The 21,695-nt window shown below is 70.2% G+C and carries 17 protein-coding genes; 3 read left to right on the top strand and 14 right to left on the bottom strand.

The features are described 5' to 3' along the window. Positions 1-123: 123 nt before the first annotated feature. The 3 genes from ACFXJL_RS09305 to ACFXJL_RS09295 form a co-directional block, all read right to left on the bottom strand. The gene (locus ACFXJL_RS09305; RefSeq protein ID WP_384690716.1) at positions 124-1,065 is read right to left on the bottom strand and encodes a mevalonate kinase; all 942 of its coding nucleotides are present in this window, start codon (positions 1,063-1,065) and stop codon (positions 124-126) included. Positions 1,066-1,154: 89 nt separating this feature from the next. Continuing rightward, entirely contained in the window at positions 1,155-1,829 is a 675-nt protein-coding gene (locus ACFXJL_RS09300; RefSeq protein WP_358877537.1) for an NUDIX domain-containing protein, read from the bottom strand. Positions 1,830-1,843: 14 nt separating this feature from the next. Then, positions 1,844-2,926: an NAD(P)-dependent oxidoreductase gene (locus ACFXJL_RS09295; RefSeq protein WP_358877536.1), complete on the bottom strand. Its 1,083-nt coding sequence runs from the start codon at positions 2,924-2,926 to the stop codon at positions 1,844-1,846. A gap of 177 nt (positions 2,927-3,103) precedes the next feature. On the opposite strand from ACFXJL_RS09295, the gene ACFXJL_RS09290 reads away from it, so the two are divergent. Then, on the top strand, positions 3,104-4,948 hold the full coding sequence (locus ACFXJL_RS09290; RefSeq protein ID WP_384690712.1) for a hypothetical protein: 1,845 nt from the start codon (positions 3,104-3,106) through the stop codon (positions 4,946-4,948). Positions 4,949-5,180: 232 nt separating this feature from the next. Here ACFXJL_RS09290 and ACFXJL_RS09285 read toward each other — a convergent pair whose 3' ends face one another. From ACFXJL_RS09285 to iolC, 11 genes are all read right to left on the bottom strand, one after another. Beyond that, positions 5,181-5,783 carry a hypothetical protein gene (locus tag ACFXJL_RS09285; protein WP_384690709.1) on the bottom strand — a complete coding sequence of 201 codons (603 nt, stop codon included), beginning with the start codon at positions 5,781-5,783 and terminating at the stop codon, positions 5,181-5,183. Between the two features lie 70 nt (positions 5,784-5,853). After that, on the bottom strand, positions 5,854-6,729 hold the full coding sequence (locus tag ACFXJL_RS09280) for a glycosyltransferase (RefSeq protein WP_358877533.1): 876 nt from the start codon (positions 6,727-6,729) through the stop codon (positions 5,854-5,856). 114 nt (positions 6,730-6,843) lie between these two features. Beyond that, on the bottom strand, positions 6,844-8,511 hold the full coding sequence (locus ACFXJL_RS09275) for a von Willebrand factor type A domain-containing protein (RefSeq protein ID WP_384690705.1): 1,668 nt from the start codon (positions 8,509-8,511) through the stop codon (positions 6,844-6,846). 292 nt (positions 8,512-8,803) lie between these two features. Continuing rightward, the gene (locus tag ACFXJL_RS09270) at positions 8,804-9,661 is read right to left on the bottom strand and encodes an ABC transporter permease (protein ID WP_358877531.1); all 858 of its coding nucleotides are present in this window, start codon (positions 9,659-9,661) and stop codon (positions 8,804-8,806) included. Next, complete coding sequence (locus ACFXJL_RS09265; protein WP_384690702.1) at positions 9,658-12,414, bottom strand: alpha/beta fold hydrolase; 2,757 nt, start codon at positions 12,412-12,414, stop codon at positions 9,658-9,660. Before ACFXJL_RS09265 ends, ACFXJL_RS09270 begins: the two co-directional genes overlap by 4 nt. Positions 12,415-12,703: 289 nt before the next feature. Further along, positions 12,704-13,342 (bottom strand): DUF4291 domain-containing protein, encoded by a 639-nt coding sequence (locus ACFXJL_RS09260; protein WP_384690699.1) that lies wholly within the window; start codon positions 13,340-13,342, stop codon positions 12,704-12,706. Positions 13,343-13,438: 96 nt separating this feature from the next. Continuing rightward, positions 13,439-14,941 (bottom strand): CoA-acylating methylmalonate-semialdehyde dehydrogenase, encoded by a 1,503-nt coding sequence (locus tag ACFXJL_RS09255; RefSeq protein ID WP_384690696.1) that lies wholly within the window; start codon positions 14,939-14,941, stop codon positions 13,439-13,441. 42 nt (positions 14,942-14,983) lie between these two features. Further along, entirely contained in the window at positions 14,984-17,080 is a 2,097-nt protein-coding gene (iolD, locus tag ACFXJL_RS09250) for a 3D-(3,5/4)-trihydroxycyclohexane-1,2-dione acylhydrolase (decyclizing) (RefSeq protein WP_384690693.1), read from the bottom strand. Beyond that, positions 17,077-18,009 carry a 5-deoxy-glucuronate isomerase gene (gene iolB / locus ACFXJL_RS09245; protein WP_384690690.1) on the bottom strand — a complete coding sequence of 311 codons (933 nt, stop codon included), beginning with the start codon at positions 18,007-18,009 and terminating at the stop codon, positions 17,077-17,079. Before iolB ends, iolD begins: the two co-directional genes overlap by 4 nt. 17 nt (positions 18,010-18,026) lie before the next feature. Then, positions 18,027-18,911, bottom strand: coding sequence for a deoxyribose-phosphate aldolase (locus ACFXJL_RS09240; RefSeq protein ID WP_384690688.1), 885 nt, complete (start codon positions 18,909-18,911; stop codon positions 18,027-18,029). Further along, a complete protein-coding gene (gene iolC / locus ACFXJL_RS09235; RefSeq protein WP_384690685.1) occupies positions 18,908-20,149 on the bottom strand; it encodes a 5-dehydro-2-deoxygluconokinase in 1,242 nt (413 codons plus the stop codon). Before iolC ends, ACFXJL_RS09240 begins: the two co-directional genes overlap by 4 nt. Before the next feature lie 130 nt (positions 20,150-20,279). Here iolC and ACFXJL_RS09230 point away from each other — a divergent pair, with 130 nt between their 5' ends. Both ACFXJL_RS09230 and ACFXJL_RS09225 read left to right on the top strand, forming a co-directional pair. Then, on the top strand, positions 20,280-21,191 hold the full coding sequence (locus ACFXJL_RS09230) for a sugar phosphate isomerase/epimerase family protein (RefSeq protein ID WP_384690682.1): 912 nt from the start codon (positions 20,280-20,282) through the stop codon (positions 21,189-21,191). A gap of 209 nt (positions 21,192-21,400) precedes the next feature. Next, the gene (locus ACFXJL_RS09225; RefSeq protein ID WP_329019195.1) at positions 21,401-21,598 is read left to right on the top strand and encodes a MarR family transcriptional regulator; all 198 of its coding nucleotides are present in this window, start codon (positions 21,401-21,403) and stop codon (positions 21,596-21,598) included. The last annotated feature ends 97 nt before the right edge of the window (positions 21,599-21,695 follow it).

Here is a 21,695-nt window from a genome sequence, read left to right as displayed (position 1 = left end):
TGCTGTCCTACGCCCTGGGGGCGGGGGGGGCCCCCCGCCCAACCCCCGGGCGGGGGGGCCCCCCCCCCCCCCCGGGGGCGGGGCCCCCCCCCCCCCCGCGGCCCCCCGGCCCTTCCCCCTGCGTCAGCCGGTGTTGACCACCTGCAAGGGCGCGGTGCTCCGACCGGGTGCCGCCCCGGTCACCACCACCCGGGCCCCGGGATGGGCATCGCGCAGTGCCGCCCGTAGCGCCCGTGCCGTCTCCGGCGCATCGACCAGCGGACAGACACCGACGAGCGACCCGCCTCCCCCGGCCCCGCTCACCTTCAGCGGCAGCCCGACGGCGCGCGCTGCCTTGGTGCGCAACTCCTCCAGCAGCGGGGTGGACATCCGCTGGTGATCACGCATCGCCTCATGGGCCCTGCTCATCGCCGCCCCGACCGCCTGGTGGTCATGGGCCCGCAACGCCTCCCACACGGCTCCCGACGCCTCGTCCGCGATACGCATGTAGGCAGCGAGATCGGGGTCTCCCGAAGCGAGTTGGGCCCGTACGGTACGGATGTGACCACCCGTGTTCTTCCGGGTTCCGGAGTCCACGACGATCACGGACCAGTCGGCGGGGAACTCCATCCGTTCCCTGACCTCGGGCAGACCGACCTCCCTGCCCTCCAGCAACAGGGCGCCCCCCTCCACCACGGCGAGATGGTCCATGCCCCCGCCGTTGAAGACGGCGAACTCGAACTCGTACGCCCACTGGGCCAGCACCCGGTCCGGGAGGCGCCCGGAGGGTCCGTGGGCGTCGGTGAACGCCCGGAACAGGCCCACGATCAGCGCCGTCGAGGAGGACAGCCCGCTGGCGGCGGGCGCGGCACTGCTGGTGGTCACCGGCGGTGGGTCGGAGGGGAGTTCGGGCAGCCGCTGGCGAAGGAAGCCCCACACCTCGGCGGGCCACCCCTCGGCCGGAGCGTCGGTGACCGCCGTCGATGCGGAGGTCTCGACCCGGGTCGGCAGGTCCAGCGCCACGCTGACCGAGCGCCCGCCCAACCAGTCGAGGTCCTCGCCGGACAGACAGGCCCGACAGGGCACGTCAACACATACGGAACCGGCCAACCCGGCTGATCCGACCGGTCCGGCTGGTTCGGTCGGCCTGGCCGGGCCGGTCCTGTGCTCCGCGCTCACCGTGCCTGGAACCTTCCCGTGCGCAGGAACGCGTCGTACATGTCGAGGACGACGGCCGTCGGCGGGTGCAGTGGGGCGGGTGCGTCGGTGAGTTCGCGGAACTCCGCACGGCGCACCTCGTCGGGGCCGGGAACCAGCCGCCCCGACCACGCTCGGGCGACGAAGCAGAGGGCGAAACAGTGGGTGACGTCACCGTTGGGATAGATGAGCGTGTGGACCCCGGGGTCCGAGAGCGAACCGAAGGCGATCAGATCCGCCCGGGCCACCGTGAGCCCGGTCTCCTCGGCCACTTCGCGGACCGCGGCGTCAAGGAAGTCGCCGCCTTCCTCACAGGCGCCCGCGGGCAGTTCCCACACCCCCGTGTCGGCACGCTGTTGGAACAGGGCGCGCCCCTGCGCGTCCAGGAGCAGTACCTGTGCTCCTGGTACGAGGAGGGTCCGTGCGCCGACCTGTTGGCGCAGCGACCAGATGTAGGACCCGACGTAACTCACCGCTGCGTCACTCTCCGGACCGCGAACGGGTCCGGCGACCGCGACCGTCACACCGGGCCGGGGCGTCCCGGATCGTCCGTCATGGCGGGCGGTCGCGCTGGCGCTGGGCCCGCTGTCGATCCCGCTCAGGGGGCTGGTCGAAGGGGTGTGCCGGTGGGTCGCCCCACTCCCGCCGGTCACCGTGCAGCAGGCTGTCATGCGGCGGACTCGGAGAGCCAGCGCGGCACGGCGTACGGCGTGGCGGTCAGCCATTTCACATAGCGCTCGACGCCTTCGCTGACGGGGATGCGGGCCTGCCAGCGCAGGAGTTCACGGGCACGCTCGGTGGAGGCGTATCCGCCCAGCGGGTCGCCGTCGGGGCGGGGGGTTGTGATGCACTGCGACCCCGGGAAGTGGGGGGCGATCAACTCGGCGACCGCGCGCACCGACGTGGGCGTCCCGGTGCCGATGTTCACCGTTGCGCCGGCCATCCGTTCCTCGATCAGCGCCAGTGCGGTCGCTTCGGCGATGTCCTCGACATGCACGAGGTCACGGACCTGAACGCCACCACCGTTGAGCCGCATGGGCAGCCCGAGGCGGGCGTGCATGGCGAGCCAAGCCACCATCCAGGAGTGGCTGCCCGGCTTGGGGACCTGGGGGTCGCCGTAGACCGAGAAGTAGCGCACGATCGCGTACTCGGTCGAACTCTGTCCACCGAGGAGCAGTCGGGTCTGGTGCTCGGCCCAGAGTTTGGAGTTGGCGTAGACCGAGAGCGGGAAGGGCGTCTGGTCCTCGCTGAACATCTGCGGGCCCTCGACGCCCGCCGCGCCGTCACCGTAGACAGAGGCGGACGAAACCAGGACCAGACGGCGCACACGGGATGCGGCAGCCTCTTCGAGGACGACCTCGGAGCCCTGGACATTGGCCTGGAAGGCGATGTCGGGTCGTCGGGTGCAAGCGGCGACATCGGCGTAGGCGGCGGCGTGCACCACGAAGTCCGCCCCCCGGAAGAGTCTTCGCACGGCCTGGCGGTCCGTGATGTCGCCGATGACCAACTCGGCGCCGGTACCGGCGGTCCCGAACAGTTCATGTGCGGAGTCGGGGTAGGCGTCCATGCGGTCCAGTACGGTGACGTGCGCACCCGCCCGGTGTAAAAGGGCCGTGAGACGACTGCCGACGAGGCCACCACCACCGGTCACGACCACCCGCGCCTCGCGCAGCTTCTCCAGTCGGGACAGGACGGGCTCGACAGTCGCCGTAGCCTGGCCGGCTCCGGCTCCATTCACTCCTGCGGTCATGTATTCGCCTCCGGGGGTCGACTCTCGGACTCGGTACGTGTGATCAGCATCTGTCCCCCCTGCACGGCGTGCCAGAGTGCCTTTTCGGCACTCTTGCGGCCCGGAAACCCCCGCCGTACTGTCCGGATTCGGCGGCCACGGGTCGCCTTGAACGACAACTGGACCTATGGAGGGCTTGTGACGTCACCCCGGTTGAGCGGTGTGGTGATGACCCACCCGAAACGCCGTGAAGCCGCAGAGAAACTGGCCTTGACAGCGCCTCCGGGGGCGTTACGGGTGGTGATGGACCCGGACCCGACCGGTACGCCTTCCGTCCTGCGCACGGCACTGGCCGCCTGGTCCTCGATCGAGGAAGGCGCCACACATCAGTTGGTGATCCAAGACGACATGATGTTGTCCGAAAACTTCTTCGAGAGAGTGCGTCTCGCGATCAAGGCGATGCCTGATGCGGCGCTCGCGCTGTTCGCGCTCTGGGACTCACGCAATGGAGCCGCAGTCCGCTGGGGTGCGATGACGGGCGCCCGGTGGGTTGGCGCGGTCAATGAGTACTTCCCGTGCGTGGCCATCGTCCTGCCGCGTCCGATCGCCGAAGGGTTCGTCAGCTACGGCCGCGCACGACTGGGTGCGTGGCCCGATGACATCCTGATGTACCGCTACTTACGGGAGCACGATGTGCCCCGTTACGTCTCCGTGCCCAACCTCGCCGAGCACGAGGACCGCGGCAGCATCTCGGGGAACGCCTTCCGGGGGCCACGCAGATCGGTCTGCTTCCTCCCTTCGGATCCGGTGGGCGACGAGGGCTCCCGGCTGACCGGGTTGGACATGGTCCCCTTCTTCAAGAACGGTGTCGCCCAGTGCGCGGTGCGCATCGTCGGCCCCGGTCCGCGGCGCTGGCTGCACCTGGAGTGCGAGACCTATCTGGAGGGGCGCGGAGTGCCGTCCGCACTGTTGCAGCAGGCGGGCGGGCACGGATCGGACACCGACAGCCGTGGGACCTGGCTGACCGCCTTCGCCATGGGACTCCATGGTTCGGCACGGCTGGCCGATCTGACCAGGCCGTCCGGCTATGAGCCCGACCCGATGGTCCTCGCGGAGTCCCTCGCCACCATCGGTCCGGGTGGGATCAGCCACACCTCGTCCGAGGACCGGATCGCCGAACGCCGGGACGCGCTCGCCGAGGCGGCGACCCAAGGGCTCGCGGCGGGCCGGGAGAAGGCTGAGGAGATCGCCCGTCGCCGTACGCGCCGCCGCTCGGCGTCAACACGTGCTCCGGGGAGCGGACTTGTGCCGGAATTCCCTGATGCCCCGGGGATACGGGCCTCCCCCGAACCGATCGAAACACGCTCCCGGCCGGGGGACACACCAAGAGTGAAGGCACTGGGTGTCATGGGGTCGGCGACACCGGTCGGAGAACACGTCCTGCGAGGGCTCGCGGACCGCGGCCACCCCGTGGTGCCGGTGGAGCCCGCCGATGACCACTCTCCCTTCGACGCCGTCATCGACCTCAGGGGCCTGCGCGACACCGAAGCGACGGCGACGATCCGCCTCGGCGCCGCGCCCGACGGCACCGCACCCCCGATCAGCTACACCCTGCGCGCCGGTGACCTCTACGGCCCGGGCTGCTCCCGACACACCCTCATCGGCCAACTGGTGTGGGACGCCCTGCGCAGCCAGAGCCTGCTCGTCGAAGGGCCCACCGATCCACTGCACCCGCTGTACGTGAGCGATCTCGCCGATGCGCTCTCCCATGCGCTGCGCACACCACCGGCCCAGAACGTGGTCACCCTTGCGGGCCCATCGGTCACCGTGGCCGAGCTCGCCCGCACGGTGCACCGTGCGGTGCGCCCGATGCCGATCGAAGAGGCGCCGCGGTCGGCGACCCACACGGTGGGCAGGAACCGCGCACTGCTGACGGACGGTGCCCCGCTCCCGGGTTGGGCGCCACGCACCGAACTCGACCGTGGGCTGCACGGCTTCGGCCAGTGGTTGGCGTACGAGGGTGTCGCCCTGATGCCGGACTAGGTCAACTAGGTCACATCCGGCACGTGGCCCGGCGGCCCACTCGATACGGTTCCTGGTCCCCTGCCGCCCTGTTGCTCGTGCCGCACCGGACAACGTTCGCCCTGTCGACCCCGCTGCACGGGCGTTGGTCGGCAGGGTGCGTACCCCGCTGGACAGAACGCACCTGGTCACCACGTACGGAGTGGTTCGGCCCACCAGGAGCCGACGGGAACCTGTCCGCCGTGGGCACTGCTCAGGCCAGCTCCTCCGAGACGGTGTCGGTGGCCCGGCCCCGCGCGTTGGTGGCGGTGATGGAGATGGCGTCGAAGGCGGCGTGCCGAGCAACCTCGAACGGAAGACGACGACCATCGACAAGCGTGACGGAGTCGGGATCGTCAGCGTCCACGAAGGACTCTCGCTCGTCCTCCCAGTCGATGTTGTAGCCGACCCAGACCACCAGCTCGAAGGTGTCCTCGCCATCGGCATCGACATACAGCCGGTCGGCACGGCGGGTGCGCAGCTCGTCCTCGTCCCAGGTGTCACAGAACATCGCGTCATGGCCGTGCACCGCGCCGTCGAACAGCAGGATCCGCTGCCCCGACTCGGGGACCGCGTACACCAGCGCGGGCAAGTCGTCACCGACGATCAGCCCGTCGAAGAGCTCCCCGTAGTAGTGCAACCGGAATCGGGTCCGGCCGTCGCCGGATCGCAGCCTCGCCGCCCAACCGGTCTCCAGCAGCCCTGCCCAGAAGCCTTCGGTCATCGTGCGGGGACGGTCAGCCGTTTCGGTCAAGCCGACCAGATGAGGAGGCCCGGGACGCGATGGCGGCCCGGGCACGGAGATGCCGTGTGTCATGTGCTCCATGATCGGGGCATCCGATCCATGCAGGCCGACGGCCCCAGGGCGAACGGCACCTGATCAGACGCTAGATGACCGGGGGTCGGCCGAGCGTCGTCATCCGCCAGACCGTGCGCCAGCGCATCGGCCTGCGCCGGCCGCACGGTGTCCGCACGCCTTCGGCGAATCCCGCGAACCAGGGCCGCAGTCCCGACAACGAGCGGCTCCGCACGAGCGTCAGGGCCGTCCAGACCGCGAGGTAGGTGGGCACCAGCGGGGCCGGCAGATGGCGCTTGGCCAGCCAGACCCGGTTCCTCGCGATCATCCGGTGGTAGACGGCGTGCCGGGTGGGCGCGGTCCAGGGGTGCTGAAGTACGAGTTGCGGTTCGTAGAGCACCTTCCAGTCCGCGTCCAGGGCCCGCCAGGCAAGATCGGTTTCCTCGTGGGCGTAGAAGAACTCGTCCGGCCAGCCGCCGATCTCGTCGAGCATCGGCATCGACAGTCCGTGGCCACCGCCGAGGAAGGTGGTGACATAGCCGCCGCGCATCGGGTCCGACGCGCGCAGCCGGGGCACGTGACGACGCTGGGTGCGATTGCGCTCATCGGCGATGCGGAAGCTGACGACACCCAATCGGGGGTCGTCGGCGAAGGCCGCCACCAGCCGGCTGAAGACATCCGTGCTGATCAACAGCCCGTCGTCGTCGAGGTCGACGACGATGTCCACGTCGCCGAACTCCTTGAGTCGCGCCAGGGCCGCATTGCGCCCTCCGGTGACCCCGGCGTTCTCGGGCAGGGCGACGGCGGTGACCGACTCGGGCAGCGGTGGTGGTGCGACGCCGTTGGCGACCACGACGACCCTGGTGGCGGGTAGGTCTTGAGAGGCCACGGAGTCGAGCAGGGCGGCGAGTTCCGCCGGCCTGTTGCCCATGGTCAAAATGGCGACGCCCACGCGCAGCTGACGCACAGTCGTACTCTCCGATCCTGGTGGCTGCACCGATGCTAGCCGCTTGCGCCACCCGTACGATCCAGCCCCTCCCCGCACAGCGGGGAGGGGGCGGATGCGTCTCCCGGGCCCGGCTCAGTCGGCGAGGCGCTGGGCCCGGCGGATCGCCTCGGCCAACTCCGTCACGGCAGGGTCCTCGGTGATGTCCGCGAGCGTCGTCGCCCGCTTCCGCAACTCGTCCCAGCCGGGAGCACCCGGCAGGGAACCTCCGCGGAGGGACTCGGCGAAGTAGGCGGCGACCGCGGTGATCTGGAACCGGTTCGACGCGCCCTGCCAGAGCGAGCCGTCCACACCGGCGACCTCGATCGAACCCGACTTCTCGTACGGGGCGCGGGTCTTGGGGTCGAGCCAGCGGACGGTTGCCGTGGCCACATGGCCGCGGGCGCCCTCCTTGAGCCTGACGGCGTACAGCGCGGTCACCGTGTGACCGGGTCCCACTTCGCCGCCGTCCACCCCGTCGTCGCGGAAGTCCTCATCGGCGACGGCCCGGTTCTCGTAGCCGACCAGCCGGAACTGCTGCACGTTCTGCTGGTCGAAGACCACCTGGGCCTTGGCGTCCCTGGCGCGCAGTTCCACATGGGAGGGCAGTTGGTCACGGAAGACCGTCCGGGCCTCCTCGTTGCTGGACACATAGGTGGTGTGGCCGTCGCCCTTGTTCGTGAGCCGTTCCATCAGGGCGTCCCCGTACTCGCTGCCGACTCCCACTCCGAAGAGGGTGATGCCGTGGTCGCGCCGGGCGTCGTCGATCCGGTCGAGGATGCGGTCCGCGTCGGTCTCCCCGGTGTTGGCGAGGGCGTCGGAAAGGAGGACGACCCGGTTGGTGGCGCCGCTGCGCTTGCCCTCGACGGCCTCCGCATAGCCGGTGCGCACGCCTGCGGAGAGGTTGGTGGAGTCGGTCGGGCGCAGGTCGTCGATGACGTCGTGGATGCGTTCGCGGTTGCCGCCGAGCCGGGTCATGCGCAGCCGGGTCTCGGCCTTGGCGCTGAAGGTCACCACGGCGATGGAGTCGTCGTCACGCAGTTCGTCCGTGAGCGTCCGCAGCGACTCCCGGACCAGGTCGAGCCGGCCCTCTCCGGCCATCGAACCGGAGATGTCGATGACGAAGGTGAGGGCGGCCGGCGGACGTTTGCCCGCGCGGTCGGCCGCACGGGTGGCGAGTCCGACCCGCACCAGGGACCAGTCCCCCTCGCCGGCTTCCTGCCCGCCGATCTCGCCCCGGATCTCGCCCGCGCCCGCGGTGGGGCGGGCGCCGTCGAGGGTCACGGAGAAGCCGTTGCCCCCGGGCTGGGGGTAGTCCTGCCGAAAGCTGTTGATGAACTCCTCGGGCCGGACGTCCCCCGGGGTGGGGCGCTCTCCGTTCTCCAGGGTGCGGCGGGCGTATCCGTACGAGGCGGTGTCCACGTCGAGGGCGAACGTGGAGAGGTAGTCGGCCGGGGGCGCGAGCTTCTCGGCCGTGTCGTCCGCGCGCAAGCCGTCCTGGCCGTCCTTGCGACCTGCGGCGGGCGGGTTGGCGGCCGGTGGCGCGGCCGTGGGGTTCCGCTGGGCTGCGCTCCCGCCCTCGCGTCGTTCCCGTTCGTCGGACGCGTCATAGGTGGAGTTGCGTTGGCCGTCGCCGCCATCGCTGCACGCGGCGGTCAGCAGCACCCCGCCGGCGAGGACGGCGGCGACCGCCGCCCGGTAGGTCCTGGTGCGTACGCCCGCCCTCCTGCTGGTGCTGGTGGGCTGGACTGTGCCGAGCTTCATCCGGATCTCCCCCGTGTGGTTGGCGCTTGGGGATGTGACGTCCGGTGCGGCGGTTCGGACTCGCCAGGGGTGTTGCGGAACCGTCTCGATGCGGCAACGGGCGGGAATCCCGGGTGTTGCGGCTTCGGCCCGCTACAGGATGCGGGGGTGCCCTATGAGCGACGGCGTCACGGAGACGGTTCGACCACGGAACGTACGGTCCGGACCCCTACACCAGCCCGTACGGGACGAGCCGCCCCCGGGTGCACCGAAGGCGGCTCGTCATGGCAGCCGGCAGAAGCCGACCGCGGTCCTACGACACGATGTCCTTCCGGGAGAAGTTGCGGAAGGCCAGCGCGAAGAGCACGAGGGCGTAACTCACCGAGACAGCAGCGCCCTTGACCATGCCGCTCCACTCCAACTGGGGTTGCAGCGCGTCTATCCACGCGAACTGCCAGTGCGCGGGCAGTACGTCGCGCCAGGAGCCGAGGGCGGTGACCGCGTCCAGCACATTGCCGACGATGGTGAGGCCCACCGCTCCGCCGACCGCTCCCAGCGGGGCATCGGTCTTGGTGGAGAGCCAGAACGCGAGTCCTGCCGTGACCAGTTGGGAGACGAAGATGAACGCCACGACCAGCGCCAGCCGGGGCAGCGTCTCCCCCGCGTCGAGGGAGCCCCCAGTGGGCAGCTTGAGCGGCCCCCAACCGTAGGCGAGGGTGCCCGTGGCCAAGGCGATCACCGGGAGCATGACCATCGCCGCCGCACTGAAGCCGAGCGCGACCGCCAGCTTGGACCACAGCAGACGGGTACGGGGCACGGGGGCGGCCAGCAGATAGCGCAGGGAGGACCAGTTGGCCTCCGAGGCCACCGTGTCGCCGTGGAACAAGGCCACCGGTACGACCAGCAGGAAGCCAGCCGAGGCGAACAGACAGGTGGCCGCGAAGTTGGCGCCCGATGCGGTGGCCGTGTCCATGAGGGTGATGCGGTCGTTCTCGCCGCCGTCCGGCGAGCCTCCGATCGCGAAGGCCGCGATCAGGACCAGCGGCAGCGCGGCGAGGATCCCCGCCATGACCATGGTCCGTCGCCGCTTCAACTGGCGTACCGCCTCCACCCGAAGGGGCAGGGTGCGCCGGGCGCGGTAGCCGGGGGCCGAATCGATCAGCGTACTCATGCGGGACCTCCGATCAGGGTGAGGAAGGCGTCCTCCAGGCGGCGGTGCGGACCGACACCGGTCAGCGGCACGTCCAGACGGACCAGTTCGCCGATCATGTCCGTCGGCGTGGCGCCGTCGAGCCTGATCAGGAGTCCCTCGTCGGTGCGGGTGGCGGAGGCGATCCCGCCGAGCGCGCCGATCTTCTCGACCACGGGGTCCGAGATCTGGACGGCGGTCGTGACGAGCAGGGTGTCGCTCTCCCCCGTGATCTCCGCGACCGGTCCGGCCTGCACCAGCCGGCCGCGGTCCATCACGACCAGATGGGTGCAGGACTGCTCGACCTCGGACAGGAGATGGCTGGACACGATCACGGTTCGGCCGCCGGCCGCGTACCGGATCATCACGTCCCTCATCTCACGGATCTGTGGTGGGTCGAGTCCGTTCGTCGGCTCGTCAAGGATGAGGAGGTCCGGCATCCCCAGCATGGCCTGGGCGATCGCGAGCCGCTGCCGCATGCCCTGAGAGTAGGTACGCACCGCTCGGGCGAGTGCGTCACCGAGCCCGGCGATCTCCAGGGCCTCCTCGATGTGGGCGTCCTCAGCGGGCCGGCCGGTGGCCCGCCAGTAGAGCTCCAAGTTGTCGCGTCCTGACAGGTGCGGCAGGAATCCGGCGCCCTCGACGAACGCACCGACGCGGGAGAGCACCGGCGCGCCCGGGCGAATGGCGTGTCCGAAGACGCGGATCTCGCCGGAGTCGGGCCGGATGAGGCCCATCAACATCCGCAGGGTCGTGGTCTTGCCCGCACCGTTCGGCCCGAGCAGGCCCAGTACCTGGCCCTTCTCCACCCGGAACGAGAGGTCCCGGACGGCGTAGCGGTCGGCCGACTTGGCGTACCGCTTGGACAGGTCGGTGATCTCCAGGGGGACATCGGCGCGGGCGGGGTCCGGTGCCGGGGCGACGGCCCTGCGTCGTGCCGTGAACAGCAGACCGGCCGCGATCACGACCGCCGCGAGCGGAAGGCCCCAGGTCCACCAGGGCAACCCGGCGGCCTCGGTCTTGACGTCCGGTGCCGTGGGCACGGCGAGGGCGCTGGTACCGCCGCCGGCGAGGCCGACCGTGTAGGAGGCCGGTGCGGCCGGTGATGCGTAGCCGAGGTCGGTCGCGCTCAGGACCAGGCGCAGCCGGTGTCCGGCATCGACCTGATGGTCCACGGCGGGCAGGGTCAACTCCACCTCTTTGCCCGCTCGGGCGCCGTCGATGCGGATCGGGGCGACGAGTTGGGAGGGCAGTACCTGCTGGCGGCCGTCCGGCCCGACGTCGTACACCTTGCCGAACAGGACGGCCGTACCGGTGGAGGAGGCCACCTTGACGCGGACCGTGGGCGAGCCGGTGATCCGTACCCCCTGCTGGAGGGGTCGGGATTCGAAGCGCGCGTTCTGACCGGGGAAGTCCAGGGAGAGACCGACGCCGAAGGAGGAGAACTGACCGAGCCCACCGCTGAGCCCGGGGACGGCGGAGATGGCGGGTGGTGAGGCGCCCGCCGGATTGGAGAAGGTCTGCTCACGGCCGTTCAGGGCGATGGCCCTGGTGCCGTTCTCCAGCCCCGGGTAGCGGTCCCCGCTCGCCCCGCGGAGCAGTGCCTGCCCATCGGTGGAGTCGACGCCTCCGGTGCGGCTGACCCGGAAGGCCGGGCCGGTGTCGGCGCTCTCGTCCTCCTTGAGGTAGCGGTCGAACCATGCGTTGACCCGCCCTTGGAGACGCGCGGACTCGCCGTCGCCGCCGTCGTGGCCGCCGGAGATCCAGTCCACGGAGACCGGTGCGCCGTTGCCACTGATCGTGCGGGCCATGGCGTCGGCGTGGGAGAGGGGGAACAGCGAGTCGGCCTGCCCCTGCATGATCAGGGTGGGGACCTTGATGCGGTCGCCCACCGCGGAGGGGCTACGGCTCTCCAGCAGATCACGGGCGGCGGTGTCGGGCACTCCGGCCGTGGCGACCCGTTCGTACATGGCACACAGTTCGGGCTGGAACCGGCCGCAACCGGCGGGGTTCACCGGGGTCGGGCCCGCGGCGGCACCTGCGTTCGGCTGGGCGGGGGCGCTCGGCTGCTCGGTCCTCGGCTGCTCGGTCCTCGGCGCGATGCCGGGGGCACTCGCCGAACCGGTGGAGAAGAAGATGCCGGCCCAGAGCTTCTTGAAGACCCCGTTCGGGAAGAGGGCGTCGGCGAGGTTCCAGTAGGTGATGGAGGGGGCGATGGCGTCCACCCGGGGGTCGTGCCCCGCGGCCAGCAGGGAGATCGCCCCACCGTAGGAGGCTCCCGCCGCACCGACCCGGGGATCGCCGTCGGCGTCGAGCCGAACCTCGGGACGCTTGGCCAACCAGTCGATCAGCCGGGAGACGTCCTTGACCTCGAAGGCGGGATCGTTGAGACCGATCCGCCCGGCCGATTCGCCGAAGCCGCGGGCCGACCAGGTCAGTACGGCGTAACCGTCCCGGGCCAGCCCTTCGGCCTGGGCACGCACATCGTCCTTGCTGCCGCCGAAGCCGTGCCCGAGGAGCACGGCCGGGCGTCGGTCCTTGGTGCTGCCCGCGGTGAAGTACGAGGTGTCGATCTTCGCCCCGGGCATGGAGTGCACGCGGTCCTCACGGCGCACGGTCGGGGCGCCGTCATCGGCGACCGCGGTCCAGGTGCCCGCTCCTGCGAGTACGGCGATGGCTGCGGCGCCCGCGAGCCATCGGCCGGGCGGGCGGAGCCGGAGAAGTCGGGTCTGCATGGTTGAAACCCTAAGCGGAACAGCTGTGAGCTCTCGGCTGCCGCCAGACGGAGGTGCCCGGTCTCCTCGGGGAGTAGGCGTGGACCAGGCCGTACACCAGGTGCGGTACGCATCCCTGACGGGGACGGGAGGGGGGCGTTCCTCCTGGCGGGGGTTGACCGCCGGGCGATCAGCGCCCGAGCCGTGGACCCGCTCGTCCGGATCTCCTTCGGCCGACTTCGCAGATCGCGCTGAGTGGTCTCGTGCCGGGCTGCCGCGGCTGGGCGCGGGCGCGATGTGCTGCCGGCTGCTACGCGTTGGTCCGTGTCTTTGCCTCGCCGACGCGCTGAGCAGGTTTCGCCTGGCCGGGGGCCTCATCGGTCGGGTACGGGCGCTCGTCCGGCAGGAGTGCGGCGGCTGCGGCCAGGTCGTCGTTCTTCACCCGTGCATGGATCTCGTGCGCCAGGTCGGTCACATCGCGGATGGACACCGTCCATTCGTCCGCGTACCGGCGGGACGCCTCCCCCGCAAGCCCCAGTTGCAGCGAGCGGTACGGCAGCGGTTGGAGGCGCAGATCCCGCTCGGGGTCCCACTGCACCCGCGCCGGCGAGCGCTTCAGCTCCCGCCGCCACTGGGCCCGGTCCGTGTGGAGCCCCCGGTCGTAGTGGGACAGACAGGAGTTCCGCAGTGCCCAGTCGAAGCCCTCGCGGGTGATCTCCACCGCGAGCACGGTCTCCTGGCCCTCCTTCAGACCCCAGCCACAGCGGTACATCATCCAGAGGAACGACGGCTTGATCCAGGTCATCCTGGTTCGCTTCCAGGCTGCTGGAAATCGGCCGTCGCGCGCCGCCGGAAGACCGAGTCCCGGGGCGTACGCCTGGTACACGGTGATGGTGGTGTCGGTGTGCAGCGCGCGGATCGCGCGCTGCGGTGGGTTCGTCTCCTGCATGGGGACCAGAATGCGGTCGGGCGCGTGGCCGACGCGAGCGGATTAACGCTGCGGCCACGCGCCCGGTGCGCGGTGTGTCAGTGGTTGCGCGGTGTGTCAGTGGTTGCGCGGGAAGCCGAGGTCCACGCCCGAGGGGGCGTCGGCCGGGTCGGGCCAGCGGGTGGTGACGACCTTGCCGCGGGTGTAGAAGTGCACACCGTCGTTGCCGTAGATGTGGTGGTCGCCGAAGAGGGAGTCCTTCCAGCCACCGAAGGAGTGGTAGCCGACGGGAACCGGAATCGGAACGTTCACGCCGACCATGCCGGCCTGGACCTCCATCTGGAAGCGGCGGGCCGCACCGCCGTCGCGGGTGAAGATCGCGGTGCCGTTGCCGTACTGCGAGGCGTTGATGAGGGCCAGGCCCTCTTCGTAGGTCTCCGCGCGCAGGACGCACAGCACCGGGCCGAAGATCTCGTCGCGGTAGGCGTCGGAGTCGGTGGAGACCTTGTCGAGGAGGGAGATGCCGATCCAGTGACCGTCCTCGAAGCCCTCGACCGTGTAACCGGTGCCGTCGAGGACGACCTCGGCTCCCTGGGCGGCGGCACCGGTGACGTAGGAGGCGACCTTGTCGCGGTGCACCTTGGTGATCAGCGGACCCATCTCGGACGTGGGGTCGTTGCCCGGGCCGATCTTGATCTTCTCGGCGCGCTCGCGGATCTTCTCGACCAGTTCATCGGCGATGGAGTCGAGGGCGACGACCGCGGAGATGGCCATGCAGCGCTCGCCCGCCGAACCGTAGGCGGCCGAGACCGCGGCGTCGGCCGCAGCGTCCAGGTCGGCGTCCGGGAGGACCAGCATGTGGTTCTTCGCACCGCCGAGCGCCTGCACCCGCTTGCCGTTGGCGGAGGCGGTGGTGTGGATGTAACGGGCGATCGGGGTGGAGCCGACGAAGGAAACCGCCGATACGTCCGGGTGGTGCAGGAGTGCGTCGACGGCCACCTTGTCGCCGTGGACCACATTGAGGACACCGTCGGGTAGCCCCGCCTCGGTGGCCAGTTCGGCGAGGAAGTTCGCCGCGGAGGGGTCCTTCTCGCTGGGCTTCAGGATGAAGGTGTTTCCACAGGCGACCGCCAGCGGGAACATCCACATGGGGACCATTGCGGGGAAGTTGAACGGGGTGATGCCCGCGACGACGCCGAGGGGCTGGCGGATGGCGGACACATCGACCCGGTTCGACACCTGGGTGGACAGCTCGCCCTTCAGCTGGGTGGTGATGCCACAGGCCAGCTCGACGATCTCCATGCCACGGGCGACCTCGCCCAGCGCATCGGAGTGGACCTTGCCGTGCTCGGCGGTGATCAGGGCCGCGATGTCATCACGGCGCGCGTCAAGCAGCGCCCGGTAGCGGAAGAGGATCGCCGTGCGCTGGGAGAGGGACGACGTGCCCCAGGTGGCGAACGCTTCCTTGGCCGCGGCGACGGCGGCACCGACCTCGTCGGTCGAAGCCAGCGCGACCTGGGCTGCCACGGCGCCGGTCGCCGGGTCGGTGACCGGACCCCAGTTGCCCGACGTTCCCTCGACGGTCTTTCCACCGATCCAGTGGTGGATGTTCTTCGTCATGAGAAAGGCTCCTTCACAAGTGCCGGCACGTCTGCGGATGTCTCACAGCTGGCGGCGTCGGTCGGCGGTGCGCCGCTCGTACTCCTCCCGGGCCTCGACCGCCGACTGCCGGGTCGCGATCTCTGCCACGGGAACATCCCACCACGCCTGTGCCGGGGGCGCGCTCGACACAGTGTCTGCGGTTTCGGTCTCGACATAGACACCTGTGGGAACGTCCGCCGCCCGGGCCTCGACGAGCGCGCGCCGCAGTTCAGCCACGGTGGTGGCGCGGATCACGCGTAGTCCGAGCGAGGCTGCGTTGGCGGCCAGATCGACGGGGAGCGGCGCTCCGGAGTACGTGCCGTCAGGGCCGCGGTGACGGTAGGCCGTGGCGAACCGTTCGGCGCCGACGGCCGCTGAGAGTCCACCGATCGACGCGTATCCGTGGTTCTGGACGATGACCACCTTGATGGGGACGTTCTCCTGGACCGCGGTGACGATCTCCGTGGGGTTCATCAGATAGGTGCCGTCGCCGACGAGGGCCCAGACGGGCCGCCCTGGCGCGGCCAGCCGGACACCGATGGCCGCGGGGATCTCGTATCCCATGCAGGAGTACCCGTACTCGACGTGGTACTGGTCGGCGGACCGGGCGCGCCACAGCTTGTGGAGGTCCCCGGGGAGCGAACCGGCGGCGTTGATGACGATGTCGTCCTGGTCGACGAGGGCATCGAGCAGGCCGAGCACCTGTGTCTGGGTGGGGCGGGCGTGGGGGTCGTCCGCGCGATAGGCGAGGTCCACCCGCTGCTCCCAGCGCTCCTTGCCCGCGCGGTACTCCTCCTCGTACGCCTGCGAGACCCGCTTCGGTGCGGCTTCGGCGAGATCGGCGAGATCGGTCAGGGCTTCGCGGGCGTCCGCGACGAGGGAGAGGCCGGCCATCTTGTGGGCGTCGAAGGACGTGACGTTGATGTTGAGGAATCGAACGGAGGGGTTCTGGAACAGGGTGGAGGACGCGGTGGTGAAGTCGGACCAGCGGGTGCCGACCCCGATCACGACATCCGCGGTACGGGCCGCCTCCGCGGCGACCGCGGTACCGGTGTGGCCGATGCCGCCGATGTCACAGGGGTGGTCGTGAGGGAGGGACCCCTTTCCGGCCTGGGTGGAGGCGACGGGAATGCCTGTGGCATCGGCGAACGCTCGCAGCGCTGCCTCGGCCTCGCTGTGGTGAACTCCGCCGCCGGCGACGAGGAGTGGGCGACGGGCCGCGGCCAGGAGCCGGCGGGCCTCGTCGAGCGCATCGCGATCGGGGCGGCACCGGTCCACCCGCCAGATCCGCTGTGCGAAGAACTCCTCGGGCCAGTCGTACGCCTCGGTCTGCACGTCCTGAGGGAGGGCGAGGGTGACCGCACCCGTCTCCGCCGGGTCGGCGAGGGTGCGCATGGCCTGGAGCGCGGCCGGGATCAGGGCTTCGGGGCGGGTGATGCGGTCGAAGTAGCGCGAGACGGGTCGGAGGGTGTCGTTGACGGACAGGTCTCCCGCATGGGGGGTTTCGAGCTGTTGCAGAACCGGGTCTGCCGGGCGGGTGGCGAAGACGTCGCCGGGGAGTAGGAGTACGGGAAGGCGGTTGATGGTGGCGAGCGCCGCACCGGTGACCAGATTGGTGGCGCCGGGGCCGATGGAGGTGGTGACCGCGTGGGCGGAGAGCCGACGGGACTGCCGCGCGTAGCCGACGGCGGCATGAACCATCGCCTGCTCATTGCGGCCTTGGAAGAACGGCATGGCAGGACGCCCGCCGCCGGTGTCTCCGCCGTGGCCATGCATTTCACTGGCCGCGCCGTGCAGGTGCGATCCGCTGCTGGTGCGGTGTGGGTGCGGCTCGGCCTCGACGCCGTACGGATGTGCTGCGGACTGGTCGGCGTGCGGGTGCGGTTCGGCGCCGGACTCGGGCGCCGTTGGGTGGGGGCCGGTGCCGGACTCGGGCGCCGTCGGGTGGGGGCCGGTGCCGGATTCCAGCAGGGCTTGACCGATCCCCGCCACGTTTCCATGACCGAAGATGCCCCAGGTGGCGCTGATGAGCCGCTGTCGGCGCCCGTCGCGCTCGGTGTACTGGCGGCTGAGGAAGGTGATCAGTGCCTGGGCGACGGTGAGACGACGGCAGGTCATCCCTGCTCCTCGGCCGGTCCCGGGTGCCTCGGTGCGTCGGAGCGCGAGCCGGGTCGGAGCGGGAGTCGGGGGTCCATCGGCTGGTCCGGCCAGGTGTCACGGATCCAGCCGTGGTCGGGGTGGTCGCGGATGAGCCACTCCCGCGGGCCGGGCCCCGCCATCACATTGAGGTAGTACATGTCCCGCCCGGGAGCGGCGATGGACGGACCGTGCCATCCGTCGGGCACGAGGACGGCGTCACCGCCGCGGACTTCGACGAGCAACTCCGTACCCCCGGGGCGGGACGGCGAGACCTGGTGGAAGCCCGTACCGCCCCGGTCGATCTCGAAGTAGTAGATCTCCTCCAACTCGGACTCCACCCCGGGCACGTGCTCGTCGTGCTTGTGCGGCGGATAGGACGACCAGTTGCCACCAGGGGTGATCACCTCCACGGCGATGAGGCGATCGCAGTCGAAGACGCCCGCGGCGGCGAAGTTGTTGACCTGGCGCGAGCAGCCACCCGAACCGCGGAGTTCGACCGGTACCTCCGGCGCGGGGCCGTAGCGAGCGGGGAGTCGTCGCTCGCACTTCGCTCCTGCCAGGGCGAAGCGGCCTCCCGCACCGGAGGCGATCTGTGCGTGCGAATCACGCGGCAGATAGGCGAAGTCCGTCGCTCCGCCAAATACACCTTCCCTTCCGCGCAGTTCGAAGAACTCTCCTTCTGCATGTACGGTGCAGCCGCCGCTCAGGGGCAGGACGATCCACTCGCAATCGCCCGTGTCCAGGGAGTGGGTGCCACCGGGGGGCAGTTCCAGAACCCTCAGGGCGGCATGGGCCCACCCCGCGCGGGCGGGGTCGATGCGCAGGGCATAGGGCCCGCTGCGCGCACTGCCCGCCGGGAGGTGAGACCTCGGCTCGGGCGGCACGGTGTGCGTGTGATCGGCGCTCATGTTCTCTCCGTACCCCCCTACAACAGCCCTACGGCGGTATCGACGGCGGCGGCCACGTCTCCGTCCGCCGGATAGAGCAGTGAACGTCCCACGACGAGGCCCTGGACGGTGGGCAGTCGCAGGGCCCTGTGCCAGGTCGCGTAGACGCCGTCCTGGTCGGTGCCGATGTCACCGCCGAGGATGACCGCGGGCAGGGTGGAAGTCTCCATGACGCTCGCCATCGCCTCAGGGTCGTCCGTCACCGGAACCTTGAGCCAGGTGTACGCGGAGGTCCCGGCGAGACCGGAGGCGATGGCGATGGACCGGGTGATCGCTCCGGCGCTGAGGTCGGTGCGGAGACGTCCGTCGGTCCGGTGGCAGATGAAGGGCTCGACGAAGACGGGCAGTCGGTGGGCGGCCATCTCGTCGACGACGCGGGCGGCGGAGTGCAGGGTGTCGAGGGACGCCGGGTCCTGGTAGTCGATGCGCAGCAGCAGTTTGCCCGCGTCGAAGCCGAGGCGGGTGAGGTCCTGTGGGCGATGTCCGGTGAAGCGGTCGTCCAGTTCGAAGACTGCGCCGGCGAGTCCGCCGCGGTTCATGGACCCCATGACGACCTTGTCGTGCAGTGCCCCGAGCAGAAGCAGGTCGTCAAGGATGTCCGCGGTGGCGAGGACGCCGTCCACACCGGGGCGGGAGAGGGCGAGGCAGAGCCGTTCCAGCAGGTCGAAGCGGTTGGCCATGGCCAGCGGGCTGGCCCCTACAGCGAGCGCTCCACGGGCCGGATGATCGGCCGCGATGATCATCAACCGTCCGCTCGGACCGATGAGACGGGTCCGTCTGCGTCGGCTCGCAGCGGCCTCGGCCACGGCCTCGGGGTGCCTGGTCCGGATTCCGGTCAACTCGGTGATGTCGACACGGCTCATGGGTGCCCTCCGGGGCCATCGGCTCGGCGCGGCTCGACCGGGGGTGCCTCGGAGGATCGCAGCTCCGGGGCGGGCCGGACTCGGGATGCCGGGGGTGGGGCCGTCGGCCCTTCGGGGGACGGTCGCGGGGAGGGCTGCGGGGGCGATGGCTGTGCGGATGGGTGTTGGGGAACGGATGGGTGTTGGGGAACGGCCGGAGACGCGGGAGCGGCCGGAGATGGGGGAACGGCCGGAGATGGGGGAGCGACCGGGGGCGGGGTGGGCGAAGGCGGGACGGGTCCACCGGACATCACCTGGTCGACTTCCGTCGCAAACGGCATGGCGGTGGAGCAGGCGAGCCTCGCGGCGACGATGGCGCCGGCGGCGTTGCCGTAGCGCATCACGCGCTCCAGGTCCCAGCCGGCGAGCAGCCCATGGCAGAGGGCCCCGCCGAACGCGTCCCCCGCGCCCAGCCCGTTGACCACGTCCACGGGCACCGGAGGCACCTCGACGCGGGTGCCGTCCCGGTGCAGGGCGAGGACTCCCGCGGGGCCCTGTTTGACGACGGCGAGGTCCACTCCCGCTGCGAGCAGTGCCCTGGCGGCTGCCTCAGGTTCTCGCTCGCCGGTGGCGATCTCGCACTCGTCGAGATTGCCGACGGCGACGGTGGCCACGGCGAGTGCTCGTCGGTAGAGGGCGCGGGCCGCCGTGGGGTCTGCCCAGAACATGGGCCGCCAGTCGAGGTCGAACACGGTGGTCCCGGCACGGTCGCGATGGGCGAGCGCCGCGAGCGTGGTGGCCCTGCTGGGCTCCTCGCACAGTCCCGTACCGGTCGTCCAGAAGACCCGCGCCGAGCGAATCGCCTCAAGGTCGAGGTCCTGGAGTGCGATCTCCAGGTCGGGTGCCTTGGGCTGTCGGTAGAACCAGAGGGGGAAGTCGTCCGGGGGGAAGATCTCACAGAAGGTGACGGGGGTGGGAAGTCCCGGTACGGGGGTCACCCATCGGTCATCGACACCGAAATCGGCGAGTGCCTCATGAAGGTAGTCACCGAAGGCATCGGCGCCGGTGCGGGTGATCACCGCGGTGTTCCGCCCGAGCCGTGCGGCAGCGACGGCGACGTTGGTCGCCGAGCCGCCGAGGAACTTGCCGAACACATCGACCCGGGCCAGGGGCACACCGGTGCGCAGGGGATAGAGATCCACCCCGATGCGTCCCATGGTGATGACGTCGAAGGACTCCGGTTGGTGCGGCTGCGACATGCGGGTCCCTTCGCCTCGCTGCCCGGGTCCCCCCAGGTCTAGTGCCGTCCATCGAATACTGTCAACATTTTGTCCGGACATTCGGACGTTGACTTGACACTCTTTCGGGGCGGCCGTAAGGCTCGGCCGTATGAGCTCCCCCGTCCCCGCACTGAACCGCATCCGGGTCGGCTCGGCCCCCGACTCCTGGGGGGTGTGGTTCCCCGACGACCCCCTCCAGGTGCCGTGGCAACGGTTCCTCGACGAGGTCGCCCAGGCCGGCTATGAGTGGATCGAACTCGGCCCGTACGGCTATCTCCCCACTGATCCCGGCCTCTTGCATGAAGAAACCATGCGGCGGGGTCTCACAGTGTCGGCGGGGACGGTCTTCACCGCCCTCCACCGTGGCACCGACGTCTGGGACGCGACCTGGGCGCACGTCTCCGACATCGCCGCACTCACTCAGGCCATGGGCGCCGAGCATCTGGTGGTCATCCCCGCGTTCTGGAGGGACGACAGGACCGGGCGGGTCGTGGAGGACAGCACTCTGACCGCCCGTCAATGGCGTGATCTGACCGTCCAGACCGAACGCCTCGGCCGTGAGGTGCGTGAGCGCTACGGGCTGAAGATCGTGGTCCATCCCCATGCGGACACTCATATCGACGGCGAGGAGAGCGTCAGCCGCTTTCTGGACGCCACCGATCCGGATCTGGTCTCGCTCTGCCTGGACACGGGCCACTACGCCTACTGCGGCGGGGACAGCGTCGCCCTGATCGAGACGTACGGCGAACGGATCGGCTATCTCCACCTCAAGCAGGTGGACCCTCGGATCCTCGCGGAGGTGATCGCCGGTCAATTGCCCTTCGGTCCGGCCGTCGCACGGGGAGTGATGTGCGAACCACCGGCAGGCGTTCCTGCCCTGGAACCCGTACTGGCAGCAGCCGACGCGCTGGGCGTAGAACTCTTCGCGATCGTCGAGCAGGACATGTACCCCTGCCCTCCTGACAAGCCACTTCCCATTGCCCGTCGGACCCGTCGCTTCCTGCGCACTTGCGGCGCCTGAGGCCCACTCATCACATCTGTCACCGTTGTCGCCCTCTGATCACACATATCTCCATTACGCGGGTTTTCCGTCACGGGGGGTCGACAGACGCGTCTTCCCTGTTCCGGGGGGCCGTCGAGCAGGCGCACTCTCATGATCGCCAGCATCCGCACGACGGCTCCCCCGACGGCCCCCAGGTCGCCGCTGTCGTGCACGCAGGGAGGTGCCACATGACGGACAAGAGTCTCTGGTCCTACAAGGAGATCGCTGCTCACATCCGGGTACAGCCCGACACGGTCCGCTCCTACCGCAAGCACGGACAACTCCCGCCGCCCGATCTGGTCCAGGCCGGCAAGCCCTACTGGTACGCCGAGACCATTCGCGTATGGGTCGCCAACCGCCCAGGAAACAGAGGTCGCGCCAACTGACTCCTGCCGGGCAGTCCCGCACACCATCTGGTGTGCGGGACTGCCCGCTTTTTCCCCTCCTCGCCCCGTGCTTGCGCTCTCCTGCGAGTGGCGCCCT

The sequence above is a fragment of the Streptomyces sp. NPDC059256 genome (genome assembly GCF_042753785.1).
Lineage (GTDB): Bacteria > Actinomycetota > Actinomycetes > Streptomycetales > Streptomycetaceae > Streptomyces.
This window is presented reverse-complemented; position numbering and strand designations above follow the sequence as displayed.

Bases quoted from the DNA above. Each gene is read 5' to 3' on its own strand.
- ACFXJL_RS09270 (WP_358877531.1), bottom strand. From the start codon at position 9,661: ATGAGTACGCTGATCGATTCGGCCCCCGGCTACCGCGCCCGGCGCACC.
- ACFXJL_RS09275 (WP_384690705.1), bottom strand. From the start codon at position 8,511: ATGAAGCTCGGCACAGTCCAGCCCACCAGCACCAGCAGGAGGGCGGGC.
- ACFXJL_RS09240 (WP_384690688.1), bottom strand. From the start codon at position 18,911: ATGAGCCGTGTCGACATCACCGAGTTGACCGGAATCCGGACCAGGCAC.
- ACFXJL_RS09225 (WP_329019195.1), top strand. From the start codon at position 21,401: ATGACGGACAAGAGTCTCTGGTCCTACAAGGAGATCGCTGCTCACATC.
- ACFXJL_RS09230 (WP_384690682.1), top strand. From the start codon at position 20,280: ATGAGCTCCCCCGTCCCCGCACTGAACCGCATCCGGGTCGGCTCGGCC.
- ACFXJL_RS09285 (WP_384690709.1), bottom strand. From the start codon at position 5,783: ATGACACACGGCATCTCCGTGCCCGGGCCGCCATCGCGTCCCGGGCCT.
- ACFXJL_RS09255 (WP_384690696.1), bottom strand. From the start codon at position 14,941: ATGACGAAGAACATCCACCACTGGATCGGTGGAAAGACCGTCGAGGGA.
- ACFXJL_RS09260 (WP_384690699.1), bottom strand. From the start codon at position 13,342: ATGCAGGAGACGAACCCACCGCAGCGCGCGATCCGCGCGCTGCACACC.
- iolC (WP_384690685.1), bottom strand. From the start codon at position 20,149: ATGTCGCAGCCGCACCAACCGGAGTCCTTCGACGTCATCACCATGGGA.
- iolD (WP_384690693.1), bottom strand. From the start codon at position 17,080: ATGACCTGCCGTCGTCTCACCGTCGCCCAGGCACTGATCACCTTCCTC.
- ACFXJL_RS09295 (WP_358877536.1), bottom strand. From the start codon at position 2,926: ATGACCGCAGGAGTGAATGGAGCCGGAGCCGGCCAGGCTACGGCGACT.
- ACFXJL_RS09265 (WP_384690702.1), bottom strand. From the start codon at position 12,414: ATGCAGACCCGACTTCTCCGGCTCCGCCCGCCCGGCCGATGGCTCGCG.
- iolB (WP_384690690.1), bottom strand. From the start codon at position 18,009: ATGAGCGCCGATCACACGCACACCGTGCCGCCCGAGCCGAGGTCTCAC.